This is a genomic window from Pseudoalteromonas sp. Of11M-6, from assembly GCF_022347905.1.
Taxonomy (GTDB): domain Bacteria; phylum Pseudomonadota; class Gammaproteobacteria; order Enterobacterales; family Alteromonadaceae; genus Pseudoalteromonas.
This window is the reverse complement of the sequence record NZ_JAKRFW010000050.1, coordinates 1-13,802: the sequence shown is the minus strand read 5'-3', so window position 1 is coordinate 13,802 and position 13,802 is coordinate 1. Positions and strand designations below refer to the sequence as shown.

The 13,802-nt window shown below is 42.7% G+C and carries 12 protein-coding genes; 6 read left to right on the top strand and 6 right to left on the bottom strand.

What is annotated here, in order from left to right:
• Positions 1-2 precede the first annotated feature (2 nt).
• Genes MHN32_RS19540 through MHN32_RS19530 form a run of 3 tightly spaced genes read right to left on the bottom strand, consistent with a single transcriptional unit; the run spans position 3 to position 2,145 of the window.
• The gene (locus tag MHN32_RS19540; protein ID WP_010605209.1) at positions 3-413 is read right to left on the bottom strand and encodes a DUF1761 domain-containing protein; all 411 of its coding nucleotides are present in this window, start codon (positions 411-413) and stop codon (positions 3-5) included.
• Between the two features lie 51 nt (positions 414-464).
• Entirely contained in the window at positions 465-980 is a 516-nt protein-coding gene (locus MHN32_RS19535) for a response regulator (protein ID WP_010605208.1), read from the bottom strand.
• Positions 961-2,145: an ATP-binding protein gene (locus MHN32_RS19530; RefSeq protein ID WP_239422580.1), complete on the bottom strand. Its 1,185-nt coding sequence runs from the start codon at positions 2,143-2,145 to the stop codon at positions 961-963. Before MHN32_RS19530 ends, MHN32_RS19535 begins: the two co-directional genes overlap by 20 nt.
• Positions 2,146-2,381: 236 nt before the next feature.
• Between MHN32_RS19530 and MHN32_RS19525 the strand changes: the two genes are divergently transcribed.
• Together MHN32_RS19525 and MHN32_RS19520 are read left to right on the top strand one after the other, a co-directional pair.
• Positions 2,382-3,452: a ketoacyl-ACP synthase III gene (locus MHN32_RS19525; protein WP_239422579.1), complete on the top strand. Its 1,071-nt coding sequence runs from the start codon at positions 2,382-2,384 to the stop codon at positions 3,450-3,452.
• A gap of 97 nt (positions 3,453-3,549) precedes the next feature.
• The gene (locus MHN32_RS19520; protein ID WP_239422578.1) at positions 3,550-5,022 is read left to right on the top strand and encodes an aminoacyl-histidine dipeptidase; all 1,473 of its coding nucleotides are present in this window, start codon (positions 3,550-3,552) and stop codon (positions 5,020-5,022) included.
• A gap of 101 nt (positions 5,023-5,123) precedes the next feature.
• Here the strand turns inward: MHN32_RS19520 and MHN32_RS19515 are convergent, their stop codons facing one another.
• Both MHN32_RS19515 and MHN32_RS19510 read right to left on the bottom strand, forming a co-directional pair.
• Positions 5,124-6,485 (bottom strand): leucyl aminopeptidase family protein, encoded by a 1,362-nt coding sequence (locus MHN32_RS19515; protein ID WP_239422577.1) that lies wholly within the window; start codon positions 6,483-6,485, stop codon positions 5,124-5,126.
• Between the two features lie 55 nt (positions 6,486-6,540).
• Complete coding sequence (locus MHN32_RS19510) at positions 6,541-6,915, bottom strand: hypothetical protein (RefSeq protein ID WP_102057897.1); 375 nt, start codon at positions 6,913-6,915, stop codon at positions 6,541-6,543.
• 531 nt (positions 6,916-7,446) lie between these two features.
• Here MHN32_RS19510 and MHN32_RS19505 point away from each other — a divergent pair.
• The gene (locus tag MHN32_RS19505) at positions 7,447-10,038 is read left to right on the top strand and encodes a TonB-dependent receptor (RefSeq protein ID WP_029215790.1); all 2,592 of its coding nucleotides are present in this window, start codon (positions 7,447-7,449) and stop codon (positions 10,036-10,038) included.
• 98 nt (positions 10,039-10,136) lie between these two features.
• The gene (locus MHN32_RS19500) at positions 10,137-11,603 is read left to right on the top strand and encodes a sulfotransferase (RefSeq protein ID WP_206471878.1); all 1,467 of its coding nucleotides are present in this window, start codon (positions 10,137-10,139) and stop codon (positions 11,601-11,603) included.
• Here the strand turns inward: MHN32_RS19500 and MHN32_RS19495 are convergent.
• The gene (locus tag MHN32_RS19495; RefSeq protein WP_237117468.1) at positions 11,545-12,465 is read right to left on the bottom strand and encodes an alpha/beta hydrolase; all 921 of its coding nucleotides are present in this window, start codon (positions 12,463-12,465) and stop codon (positions 11,545-11,547) included. The genes MHN32_RS19500 and MHN32_RS19495 overlap by 59 nt on opposite strands.
• A gap of 176 nt (positions 12,466-12,641) precedes the next feature.
• On the opposite strand from MHN32_RS19495, the gene rlmF reads away from it, so the two are divergent.
• Positions 12,642-13,499: a 23S rRNA (adenine(1618)-N(6))-methyltransferase RlmF gene (gene rlmF, locus MHN32_RS19490; RefSeq protein WP_102057894.1), complete on the top strand. Its 858-nt coding sequence runs from the start codon at positions 12,642-12,644 to the stop codon at positions 13,497-13,499.
• A gap of 114 nt (positions 13,500-13,613) precedes the next feature.
• Positions 13,614-13,802: hypothetical protein (locus tag MHN32_RS19485; protein ID WP_239422575.1), on the top strand; the 189-nt coding region annotated here is incomplete at its 3' end.

Here is a 13,802-nt window from a genome sequence, read left to right as displayed (position 1 = left end):
AGTTAGCTCATGATCCTAAGTACAAATGCAATGAGCGTAAACTGTAACACATGATAGCCACCGTTGACTAAAAACAGTTTCATCGGGCGCTGCTCAAATATATAGCTTATTCCTAATGAACAGGCGACGAAAAAAACTCCCACACCAAGCCCAACTCCGGTAGCCGCTAACAAAGAGAGCGATAGATCAAGCATCACAGCCATAAACACAGCGGACAACAAAGATAACAGAAATGCGACGCCAAAAGTCATCTTGGGATCGCTCGTTTGTAAGTCAAGCTCTGTCAACCCACACCCCTCCATCCATGTTTTTTGGAACAGCATAGGCGAATACCAAATACCACCTAACATAAAGGAAGACAAAGCGGCGAGAATAATTGCCCAAAGGTTCAATGCTTCAAATGAGAATATCATCGACTAACTCAGCATATTTCATTTTATTTAATAATGAGTATAAGTGAAAACCTACTTATAAACAGGTTTCTTTTGTAATTTCCTCTGCAGCGTTCTTCGGTGCATATTAAGTTGCCGTGCAGTTTCAGAAATATTACCTTCGTTTGCCTTTAGAACTTGCTGAATATGTTCCCACTCAAGTCGTTCTGGAGACATGACTTCTTCTACGATTTCTTGAGTTTTCTCTCCCAATAGCGTTTGTACTATCAAACTGGTACTTGCTGGCTTAGTTAGGTAGTCATCAGCACCCAATTTTATCGCCTCAACTGCAGTTGCAATGCTAGCATAACCCGTTAATAATACAATGCGAGCGCTTGGATTGAGCTGCTTGATTTGTGTTATGAAGTTTATTGAGTTGGCCTCACCCAGCTTCATATCCAACAATATGTAGTCGAAAGCTTCTCGTTTACAAGCCACCTGCATATCTTCAATTAAAGTGACGTGTTCAACACCAAAGTCTTGTTTTTCCAAGCGCCTCATCAATGTTTGTGCGTAAGGCACGTCATCTTCAACAAGCAGTAACTTCATCACTCACCCTTGGTAGTTTAATCGTACATTTTGTCCCATCGGTAACGTCGCTTTCAATAAGCAGATGTCCACCAAGCCGTTCAATTGTCGCATGACTAAGCAGTACCGCCATGCCAAGCCCAGATTCACTATTCACTACATTGTGCCCCAGCTGCGCTAGCCTTTCTTCTGCTATTCCCTCACCTTTATCAAGAATGGTTATCACATGCTCAGTCGGCTCGGAGGTAAATATCACCTCTATGTCCGTCTGTTTTGCTTGCTCATTTGCTCGCACACCGTTACTAATAAGGTTCAAAATCGAAGGCATCAACATAGGATCATCGCACAGCCCCCCCTGAACATTAGTAATATCGAATCGAAAATGCTGCCGTGGAAATTGTAAATTCGTTAATTCTTTTAACTGCTCTGCAAGATGCTCTGCAGTTATCATTTGTTTAGACGCTGACTTTATATACTCAGTGAATTCTCTAAAGACATTAAGCTGCTCCTTACATTTCCCAAGAGGTTCCGACATTTCTTGAACACATGGATCTTTTGGATACGACTCCTCCAGCTCTTCGTGTAATAGCGCCAAATGTGCGATTGGCGTGGCGAGTTGATGGGTTGCTTGTGCGGCCGCACTACCTAATGCGATTAATTGCTCTTGCTGTAGCTGCTGCTCTCGTAACATGGCAATTGCCCGCTCTTTTTTTCGATTTTGCTTTACCAATATGCTCACCACGGTAACAACGACTATAATAGTGAAAGTAAAGTTAACTAACATCCCGAGCAAGTGAGTGCTCATGTCCATATGGTGGACATGTTCATGAGACATTTTTATATAAAGATAAAGATAAGCCCCAATCGCCCCAGCCGACACCATCAACATGTTGATAGTTGGAATAGTTACTGCTGCAATAACCGTTGGCAATACCAGCAAGGACACAAACGCATTGGTCGCTCCACCCGTCAGGTCCAACAAAATAGTAAGAAACAAAATGTCCGCCAACAATTGCATTGTCATACCAATAGACGCGGCTTCTTTTGTGTTACGGTAGGCGTAAATACTTAATAGCTGAAATACCGACTCCGCTGCCACCACTCCAACCACTGCAACAAAATCAAATTGTTTACCAAAAACTAGAGCTGCGATAGCGAGCATCACTATTTGAATGATGATTGCCACAGATCGCAACAACAACAGTTGACCCAATGCAGAGCTGGGAGAAAACGCAATTTTCATGAAAATATAAGAAGCTAAGCTAAGATAAAAGAATTATACCTAATCTAGCGAAAATAGGTGTGATCGAACTCAGTTATATCGCCGTTTTACAAGCCACAGCTTCGCTTTTATGGCAATACTGTGAAGGATTTGGTATAAATAAAAAATTGGCCACTGGTCGGATTAGAATAAGAGACACTATGGTTTATGCAAAAATCACGGGCTGGGGTAAGTGCATTCCACCAGCGAGCATCAGTAATGATGAAATTAGCACCATCGTTGATACCAATGATGAATGGATAAGTACAAGAACAGGTATAAAATCCAGACGCGTTAGTCATGTTAGCACTGCCGAACTTGCAACGGTTGCAAGCCAACACGCTTTGGCATGTGCAGGACTTGAAGGTAAAGACATCGATCTTGTTCTACTTGCAACCTGCACCCCGTCAACTATGGTGGCAAATACAGCTTCTTTAGTACAAAAGAATATTGGAGCCGTGGGTGCTGCAGCATGTGATACCAATGCGGCCTGTTCGGGCTTTTTGTATGCATTACAAAATGCCACCGCACAGATCCAAGCCGGTATGATTAAAAGAGCAGTCATTGTTGCAGCTGAGCGTATGACTTGGTATGTAAACTGGGCAAAGCGCGACAGCGCGGTATTATTTGGCGACGGTGCTGGTGCTGTCGTGCTTGAAGCAAGTGAGGAACCAACCGGCCTATTAGGCACCAAAACTGGCTGTGATAGCACTGACAGAAGTATATTACACATTCCAAACTATGGTACCGATATGGACCGCTGTGCAAGCACCGGACCTTCTGACCTCTCTTTTGAGGGACGTGAAATCTTCAAGCGTGCTGTAAAAGGTATGAGTGAAGCATGTGATGATGTACTCAACCAAGCACAGCTATCACTAGAAGACATTGATGTACTTATCCCGCACCAGGCAAATCTTCGTATCATTCAAGCGATCCAAAATCGTTTGGAAATTTCAGATGATAAAGTCATGGTCAATATCGACAAGTACGGTAATACCTCAGCTGCAACAATTGCAATTGCACTGTGTGAAGCTGTCGAAAGTGGTCTTATTAAGCCACACGCTAATATTATGTCGGCGGCATTTGGCGCTGGATTAACCTGGGCTGCGAGCTATTTAAAATGGGGAGAAAGAACGACCCCAATTGCGATGTCGGATGCACGTTTACCTGATTGCGATAAAACAGGTCTTGAGTTGATTGCACCAGCAGTGGCCGCGAGTCAAGCTCAATAACTAACCTACTCTCCCGAATTAAGGTTAATTGCTCGATCTTGCCCTTGGGTGGGTGGTAATATTGCAATATTATTATCGCTCATCCAAGGAGTTTATTGTGCTCAAAGCGCATACCGAGATCAGTCAATTAGAACCACAAGCAATTTGGAAGTTTTTTGACCAAATTTGTGCCATTCCCCACCCTTCAAAACACGAAGAAGCGCTAGCAAGCTTTATTGCTGACTGGGCTAAAAGCAAAAATTTAGACGTACGTCGTGATAACACTGGTAATGTGTTCATCAAAAAAGCTGCAACAAGTGGCATGGAAAATCGTAAGCCTGTTGTACTACAAGCACACATTGATATGGTGCCACAAAAGAATGACGATACAGCACACGACTTCGTTACCGATCCAATCAAACCATATGTTGATAATGATTGGGTAACTGCAACTGGCACTACATTAGGTGCAGACAATGGTATCGGCATGGCATCATGTTTGGCCGTATTAGACGCTGACGATATCAAACACGGTCCACTTGAGGTGTTACTGACCGTTGATGAAGAAGCAGGCATGAGCGGCGCGTTTGGTTTGCAATCTGGCTGGTTAGAAGGAGAAATTCTGCTCAACACCGATTCAGAGCAAGAAGGCGAAATCTATATGGGTTGCGCAGGTGGTGTAGATGCATCCTTAACTCTACAACTCGTGCGAGAAGCGTTACCTAAACACCATCAAATCTTTGAGCTGTCTCTAAAAGGCTTACGCGGCGGACACTCTGGCGTCGACATTCACACTGGTCGTGCAAACGCTAATAAATTGCTCGCAAGATTCTTAAAACACCATATTGCAGACTTTGATCTAAGACTTATCGAGATCAGAGGCGGCTCCCTACGCAATGCAATTCCGCGCGAAGCATACGCTGTCATTAGTTTTGATGAAACGCAAATAAGCGAGTTCCAGGCGCTGATTGAAGCTTATGAAACCATCATTAAGCAAGAATTATGTGCCATAGAAACCGGGATCACATTTGCGCTCAGCACCTCAAAAAGTACCACGTTGCCAATGAGCCAAGCTTCTGAAAGCAAAGTATTAGCGCTTCTCAATGCTTGCCCTAATGGTGTTGTACGCATGAGCGATGATATTCCAGGTGTTGTTGAAACCTCACTTAATATGGGTGTAATTTCTACTACAGATAACAGTTTAGAAGTCCTATGTTTGATCCGTTCATTGATTGATTCTGGTCGCAGTGATGTCGAGGGTATGTTGCGTTCACTGGCTGAGCTGACACAAGCAGACATTGAATTTAGTGGTGCTTACCCAGGCTGGAAACCTGATCCAAGCTCAGAAGTATTAGCTATTTTCCGTGATATGTATGAATCAATCTACGGTGAAAAGCCACATATTATGGTTATTCATGCTGGTCTTGAATGTGGTTTGTTCAAAGAACCTTACCCGAACATGGATATGATTTCTTTTGGTCCAACCATCAAATTTCCACACTCTCCCGAGGAAAAAGTAGAAATTTCAAGCGTTGGCCTATATTGGCAGCAAATGAAAGGGATCTTAGAAAACATTCCTGAAAAGCAGTAAAACTAATCTAAAATTAATTATACCAATTCGGTTATTAGACAAACTAAAAGCCCAGCTTACGTAGCTGGGTTTTTCATAGATTTCAGGCTCTGTGATTGTGATTAGCTGAACTTTTTCTCAAGATAACTAAACATGGTTCTAAGACCCAATGCTTCACCACCAACAGGTCTACCCGGTAACGCTCTCACGTTCCAAGCCATCACATCAAAATGTAGCCAAGGTGTCGTGGCTGGCTCAACAAATTCTTTTAGATACAGTGCAGCTGTTATTGAACCACCAAACGGCGTCGAACCACAGTTAGCAATATCGGCGATATCGCTCTTGAACAGCGCCTTATACTGATCAAACAAAGGCAGTTGCCAAATAGGATCCGCATTACCCAGACCAATTTCCATTAGCTCAGAAGCAATCGCTTGATCTGTAGAATAAAAACCAGGCAGTTCAGTGCCAAGTGCAACGCGACACGCACCAGTCAAGGTTGCGAAATCAATCAATAGCTCAGGCGCTTCTGTTTGCGCTTCTGCCAATGCGTCACATAAAACCAAGCGTCCTTCGGCATCGGTATTGTCAATTTCAACCGTAATACCTTTACGTGTTTTGATCACATCACCTGGCCTAAAGGCATTGCGAGAAACCGCATTTTCTACCGCTGGGACAAGTACGCGTAATCTAACAGGCAGTTTTGCCGCCATAATCATATTGGCCAACGCAATAACATGAGCCGCTCCGCCCATGTCTTTTTTCATATTACGCATTCCAGACGCAGGTTTTAAGTCCAGACCACCAGAGTCAAAACATACGCCTTTACCAACTAACGTAAGTTTTGCGTGGTTTTCATTACCCCAACGTAAGTCAAGCAAACGCGGAGCATTGTCACTCGCACGGCCCACCATGTGGATTGTTGGGTAGTTTTGCTCTAATAACTCATCACCAATGATTTGTTCAAATGATGCGCCATATTGCTCGGCAAGTTCTTCCATTACTTCAGCCATGTGCTGAGGCATCATATCGGCAGCCGGTGTGTTTACTAGATCTCTTGCAAGATTAATAGACTCGACAGCCGCTTTTACTTTGGCATATATATCAGCATCTTCGATAGCAAGCTTTGCGACAATCGCTGGCAATTCTTTATAAGCAGAAAATTGATACGCCCCCAGTAAAAACGCAATAGCGTGGCTCTCAACTTGCTCAGAAGCGATATCAATAAAATAAGTACCTTTTGGTAACTGCTTTGCAAGATCGCCCAATAGCCAAAAATCATCGTCTTCAGCAATAACAATAACTCGCTCTACTTCTCCAGAATCAGCATTCGGAATAAGAATATTTTTTTGCGATTGAAGTTGTGCGGTTTTTACGAAAAGCTGTGTCGTACTTGACTGCTGCGCTTGCCATGACGCTAATTCTGCAGCAGAGAAGATAGAAATGGGTGTACCCTTCGCAGAGTGAACGAGTAGGTTGTTCATGTAGGCCTCAAATTTATTATGTTCGTACTTAGATTACCAAGGCTAAAAAGAAAATTCACTGTTCCTCGGTTTTTGTTGGCTTTTTTTTCAAGTTGAATGAGCTAGGCAAAACATCCACGCCCACTAATTGACCGACCTTTACGATTATCGGAATGGTAATGGGGGCAAAAGGTAAAACGGCAAACACACCCAATCCTAATCCTTTGAGAATATCCACAAGTTGGGCGTTTGCTGTTTTTAGCTCAGCCTTATGCGCTCGCCCCAAAGTATATCGCTTGTATATCTCAAGCATTTCTTTCGTTTCTTGTTTCTCTTGTTCTAGTGCGCATTTGAGCGCAATCATTGCTCTGCGCAATCTTATTTGCTGTCTGCGTTTACTGATCCGAGCAACGCGCATCGGTGCTTTATGGACAACTTTGATCAGTTTCATTAATAAACTCAAAGATAGTGTTGTCCAGAGTCTATCAAAATTTTTAGCACTTTAGCTATTAGCCATTGGTACAAATTAGCTATTCTAACGAGTAAAGTTATACGTAAAGTGTGCAAAACAACGAACTAGAACAAAATCAACCTCAATTACCACACAAAACTGTACAATAATCACTCACACAAAGACTAGCACCTAGCATTGCTCAATTAATCTACAAAAACTGAATAATGAAATTTCCGTAATCTCGCTAAACTTTGTAACAACAAATTATAAGCAACTGGGTGTTTCTCTTCAAAACTAGTTAAACCGTCCAAAAGTTCATCTTCAACAATAACTTATCATTCAACCTTTGCAATTCTTCTTAGCCTAAACAAAAAGTTATTAAGAAAGTTGCAGTTTCAGAAATCACTGCTAATTTTAAAAAAGCGCTTGCCAACACATAGCAAATTAAATTATATGTGTATTAAAGGTAAAAATATTATAAATGGCCTTTTTATTGGTATGACAACAACAATCAACTGGGGAAACAGGATGAAACTAAAAAGTAACACGGTGCGCCGTGCAATTCGCTTCGCGCTCGCTTCAGCAGCAACAACGTCACTTCTTACTACCACCGCAATGGCTGAAGAAGCCAACCAAGCAAAAGCAGATGAAAAAATTGAAAAAATCGCGGTAGTTGGCTCCCGGGCAGCGCCTCGCTCTGTTGGGGAGTCACCGGTACCTATCGACATCATCGGTGCAGAAGATATGTCGAAAGCTGCGGGCTCTGACATGCTGGAATTACTGAAAGGATCTGTACCATCTTTGAACGTACATGCAAACCCAATCAGTGATGCAGCGACTCTAGTAAGGCCAGCTAACTTACGCGGATTGCCTGCGGACAGTACGCTGATTTTGTTAAATGGTAAGCGTCGCCACCGTTCATCGGTTATTGCCTTTTTAGGTGGCGGTATTAACGACGGTGCACAGGGCCCTGATATTTCAGTGATCCCTAGTATCGCGCTCAAACAGGTGGAGGTACTTCGCGACGGTGCTGCCGCGCAGTACGGTTCAGATGCAATCGCGGGTGTAATGAACTTTGTACTTAAAGACGCTAGCGAAGGGGGCTCGTTCTCTATTCGTCAAGGTGAATACTACGAAGGTGACGGCGACACGACAGTTATCGAAGGTAACGTAGGTTTGCCATTTACGGATGATGGATTTGCTAACTTAAGCTTTCAGTACAAAGAAGCGGATGCGACTAGCCGCAGTGTTCAACGTCCTGATGCAGCAGCTTACATTGGTGCCGGAGTTGAAGGAGTTGGTGACCCAGCGCAGATCTGGGGTGCGCCAGAAATTAAAGATGATATAAGCATCTTCGGTAATGTTGGCGTAGATGTCACTGACAATGCTCGATTCTATATGTTTGGCAACTACTCTGAGCGAGACGTTAAAGGCGGATTCTATTATCGAAACCCACAAACCCGTCCTGGTGTATACTCCAACGACGGTGGTGAAACGCTGTTAGTGGGAGACTTAGATGGTGTAGGTGTGGGTATCGAATGTCCGGTAGTTAACTTGACGGATAAAAATGTAGCGAACATCCCAGCGTATCAATTAATTGCTGCTGATACCGAGTTAGGTAGAAACTGTTTTGCCTTTAATGAAATTTTACCTGGAGGTTTCACGCCGAACTTTGGTGGTAACATCACTGATACCTCTTTAACTATCGGCGTTGAAGGTGAGTTTAAAGACGGCTTTTTGGAGGGGGGTTACTGGGACTTAAGTGGCTCGGTTGGTCGTAACGAATCACGTTACTTCATCACTAACACGGTAAACGCTTCACTTGGCGCAGATACGCCTATGGACTTCAGCCCAGGTAAATACATCCAACTGGAAAAGAATTTTAACTTTGACGTGTCAAAAGGCTATGACTTTGACCTAGCTTACGATGTAAACGTTGCAGCAGGTCTTGAGTGGCATGAAGAAACATTTGAAGTACTTTCAGGTGATGAAGCATCATTTATTGCAGGGCCACTGACTGAGCAAGGCTTTGGGATAGGTTCAAATGGTTTCCCAGGCTTCAAACCTTCTGCAGCAGGAGAGTACACTCGTCGTAACTATGCTGCTTATGTGGATATCGAGACCCCATTTACTGAAGAGTTTATGATGGGATGGGCGCTTCGTTACGAAGATTACGATTCATTTGGTTCGACTACAAACTTTAAGATCACGGGTCAATATCATGTTACCGAAGACTTCTCGGTTCGTGGTTCAATCAGTACCGGTTTCCGCGCGCCAACGGTAGGTCAAGCTAACGTGTCTAACGTGCAGACAAACTTAAGCAGTGGTGTATTGGTAGATTCAGCACTATTACCACCAACAAACCCTGTTTCAGAGCAGCTTGGTGGTACTGAATTGACTCCTGAAGAGTCAGAAAGTTACACACTAGGTGCGGTATATCGCTCTGGCGACTTATTTATTACGTTAGATTACTACAACATTGAAGTAACTGACCGTCTAAGCCAGTCTGAAAAAATCGTTTTAAGTGATGCTGACAAAGCAGCCCTTAAAGCGGCGGGTGTTCCTAACGTTGATAACTTAGCGCAGGTGAGCTTCTTCACTAACGACTTCGATACCACGACTCAAGGTATCGACTTAGTTGGTAACTATTCTATGGATATGCTGGGTGGTTATGCAACATTCAGTGCCGCATACAACTGGAATGAAACCGAAGTAGACCGCTTCTCTGCTATCACAGGTGACTTCAAGGTATCTCGTTTAGAAAACGACTTACCGAAGCACAGAGGCACATTAACTTGGGCTCAGCAATGGGATAACTTCTCAGGTTTTGTTCGTATGAACTACTTTGGCGAATACCAAGGCGTTCACGTCGATTATGATGCAACAGCAAAAACAGCGGACGCGACAATCACATTTGATGCAGAGCTTACCTACTTTGCAACAGATTCGATCAGTCTATCTGTTGGTGCAAATAATATCTTTGACCAAGATGCTGAAGAACTAGACTTCTTTGACGCTACAGGTATCCCAAATAACAACTGGGGTGGCAAATACTATGAAACTTCACCATACGGTATTAATGGTGGTTTCTACTATGTGAAAGCAACCTATACGTTCTAACTTTTACTGTAACCCAGAAACAAAGGCGAACTAGCATTAGCTATTTCGCCTTTTTATTTTTATCCTATATAACAAAGCAGTTAATTTTGAATACAAACATGTTGTTATTAAAGCGAGCCAACGAATTATTAGCCGAAAACAAGCTTAGAGAAGCTGAGTTTATGTACAAGTCTGTACTAAAACAGTCACCTAACAACGGTCCAGCTCTATTTGGTCTAGGCCGCATTTGCATGCGTTTAGAGCAGTATGATAACGCAATCTACTATTTAAAAAGAGCCTGCGAACATTTACCAAAAATGCTTGAGCCGCTCTTCGCATTGGCCGATGCATTTTTAGCCGTAGGTTCACCGGTTGACGCAAAAACCGTACTTGAATACACCTTAAGCGTGGCAAAACATAATGCCCAAGCCCATTACCAACTCGGTCAATTTTATCTGGACTATGGCTTTATTGAACAAGCTAAAAATGTCTTTAAAGCGGGGTTAGATTGTCCTCATAGTACAGTGACTGCCTTTATGCTGTACGAACTGGTACAAATGTCCTCAGCCAAAGAATTACCTACATATTTAGCGATTTTAGAAAAATTGGAAAATGAGTTTGAAGCACCGAGACTAAAAACCGTGGTCCACTATGCTCTAGCTAAGTGTCATGAACAGTTAGGTAACTTTAATGCAGCCCAAGATAACTATGCTTTAGCGAATGATACACAGCTGCTGATGAGCGAGTTTCGTACTGTAGACATGCTGCCATTTTTTGAATCAATCAAAAAGTATTGTGGCAAAGCGTTTTTTGATAAACCTAGTGATAAGGTTAAGACAACATTTACCCCTGTTTTTATTGTTGGTTTGCCAAGAACTGGCTCGACTCTCCTAGAACAAATGCTAGTGCAACATTCACATGTTGGTACACTAGGCGAGAATACCGTGATCAGCGATAAAATTGTCCCTTACCTCAGTAAACGCAACAATTCAGAGTTCCCAGGTTGTTTAGACCAACTAAGTAACTCTATGTTAGATCATTGCCGCATACTCTATGTCGACGAGATAAAGCGACATCGAGTGCCGGAAGAAGTGGTGATCAATAAACTTCCAGCTAATTTTCAAAATCTGGGCTTAATCCACAAGCTCTTCCCTGAGGCGCGAATTATTCATTTAACTCGCAACCTCAATGCAACAGCCTGGTCGGTCTACAGTAATCATTTCGCCGAAAGCGAGCCCTACTTCTGCTCTTTAAGTGAATTTGCCTTGTATGCGCAAGCGCAAAGCGACTTGATGTCACATTTTAACCAATTTATGAAAAGAGATATTTTTACGCTCAGTTACGAACAACTTATTGCAGAGCCTGAAAAGTCCCTCAAACAATGCTTGAGCTTTTTATATCAAAAATACGAACCTGAATGCTTGGAGTTTCACAAATCTAAAAAGCCGGTGCATACCCTAAGTAAGGCGCAGGTCAGAAAGCCAATCAGTACGCAGCCACTGGAAAAGTGGCAGCGCTATGAAGCATTTATTGAGAAGATGATTGCTCAACCACAAAGCGATCAAACCACGCCAGCAAATCTTTAAACTGATCATCACGTGCATGTTTATGGGTTAACATGTCTATGTGCCCATAATTGTGCCGATGGCCGTGCTTTTTTCCATAAATTCTGAGTTCTTGTATCCCCTTTCCAGATTCACGAATAAACGCTTGAATATCGACAGGTTGTGCCAGTGCTTTATCTTTAACGCCAGCAATGTGCAAGATTGGAGGCAACGTCATGTCTTGTAATACCGCGGCATAATTAAAACCGTCATCCGAGTCAACCCATGGGTGCTTCTGTGCCCAGTCAGCGCTTTGTGCATGTGACTTTAAAGACTCATCATCACTTCCCCAACCAAGTCTCTTCGCAGGTAAGTACCCATGCTTTTTCGAATAATAGTGCGCAACGTTAAACCATATCAGGTTTGCTTTAAGTAATTTGCTCGGGTGATTGTTATGTAAACTACGCTTAGAGCCAAAATAAACACATGCTTTAACATGCTGAATTTCTTCAGGAAAGCGTGCAAAAACACTATTCATCAATACTCCTCCCCAAGAATGCGCAATCCAATATTGTGCTCTAGATCCGGTATATCGTTCGATAAAATTCAGCATTTCAGGGATTTCGTGCAAGATTGATTCAGTTTGACCATAATCCGCTTCAGCGTCGATTTTAGGTATGCTCTCTCCTCGCCCACGAAGATCACCAACAAAACAGCGATAGCCGTGTTCAGCTAAAAAAGGCGCTAGCCCTTTATTACTTTCAGTATAAAAAATTTTGCCATTTTCAACCGCACCATGCATAAAAAACACAGCGGGGCCGCTACTATCCGGTTTTGCTATATATCTGAGGTGGAGTTTATGTCCATCTGCTATATCTACTAATAGTGATTTTTGCTCTATCATTTCTTTGTTTTTATTCTTTTAACACTAACCTCATCGTACCAGTTGACTGATTGATAAGTAAACTCTTAAACGAAGCAAATAAAAGGGTTGATATGCCTCTAAGATAAAGCCAGTATTCAAGACTTAAGCGTTCGATTAAAAGTGTTATAATCCTTTTTATTTATTCGAAGAATCCTGTGCACCCAAGAAACAAGCATAACTCAGGCTATGATCTAGACAAGCTTATAGCGATTGAACCCGCTTTAAAGAATTTTACTTACAACCGAGCTGATGGCATAAAAAGCATCGACTTCACTAATCCAGATGCCGTAAAACTGTTAAATAAAGCATTGCTTAAATCAGACTACGATATACAAGTTTGGGATATCCCCGCACAATTTTTATGCCCGCCGGTTCCAGGCAGAGCAGACTATATCCATGCGTTGAAAGATCTGTTAGATGAAAGTAACTTGCCAGATAAGGTGCAAGGCGTAGATATTGGCACTGGTGCCAATTTGATCTATCCCATCTTGGGATCAAGAGAATATAACTGGCGCTTTGTGGCCTCTGACATCAATCCTCTTGCTGTGAAGTGTGCCAAAACCATCGCAGAACTAAATAAGTTGCCGGTAAAAGTGATGCAACAAAAGCAGCCTAATCACTTTTTTAAAACAATAATAAAAGCAAACCAGTTTTATCATTTTTCAATGTGTAACCCGCCCTTCCATTCCAGTGAAGCAGATGCAAACAAGGGCACGCAAAGAAAGTGGAAAAACCTTAACCGAGCACCACAAGCCTCGCTAAATTTTGGCGGCCAAGCTCAAGAGTTATGGTGTGAAGGTGGAGAAAAGCGTTTTATACTGGATATGATCTCTGAGAGTGCCACTTTCAAAGAGCAAGTTTATTGGTTTACTTCCCTTATCTCTAATAAAGACAACGTCAAACCACTTAAACAGCAACTTAAACAGTTCGCTGCAGAGCAAGTAAAAGTGATCGAGATGGAGCAAGGTAATAAGACAAGCCGTTTTATCGCCTGGAGTTTTTTCACACCCTAGCAATGTATATGGTGGGCTCGAGCTCACCTCGCGTGACTCTCTATACCCCACCGTTGCATTACTGCAACGGGTTTTGAGGTACATTTTTTGCTGGAACTTCATTGCAAGCCATCGGTGGGTGAACCACCTCTCACCATGTTGCACTGTGCCTATACTGTGGTAGGAGCGAGTTTACCTCGCGAGATTTTTAAATCACACATAGCAAAAAAACCCGTCGCATTGCTGCAACGGGTTTTGATGTACATGGATGTTCGAATGTCGATGAAGTTCATGGATGAACGCTTTTCATCAACCTCTTATTTG

Coding starts and splice junctions, on each gene's coding strand:
- MHN32_RS19540 (WP_010605209.1), bottom strand. CDS start 413: ATGATATTCTCATTTGAAGCATTGAACCTTTGGGCAATTATTCTCGCC.
- MHN32_RS19535 (WP_010605208.1), bottom strand. CDS start 980: ATGAAGTTACTGCTTGTTGAAGATGACGTGCCTTACGCACAAACATTG.
- MHN32_RS19525 (WP_239422579.1), top strand. CDS start 2,382: ATGGTTTATGCAAAAATCACGGGCTGGGGTAAGTGCATTCCACCAGCG.
- MHN32_RS19515 (WP_239422577.1), bottom strand. CDS start 6,485: ATGAACAACCTACTCGTTCACTCTGCGAAGGGTACACCCATTTCTATC.
- MHN32_RS19510 (WP_102057897.1), bottom strand. CDS start 6,915: ATGAAACTGATCAAAGTTGTCCATAAAGCACCGATGCGCGTTGCTCGG.
- MHN32_RS19505 (WP_029215790.1), top strand. CDS start 7,447: ATGAAACTAAAAAGTAACACGGTGCGCCGTGCAATTCGCTTCGCGCTC.
- MHN32_RS19500 (WP_206471878.1), top strand. CDS start 10,137: ATGTTGTTATTAAAGCGAGCCAACGAATTATTAGCCGAAAACAAGCTT.
- MHN32_RS19495 (WP_237117468.1), bottom strand. CDS start 12,465: ATGATAGAGCAAAAATCACTATTAGTAGATATAGCAGATGGACATAAA.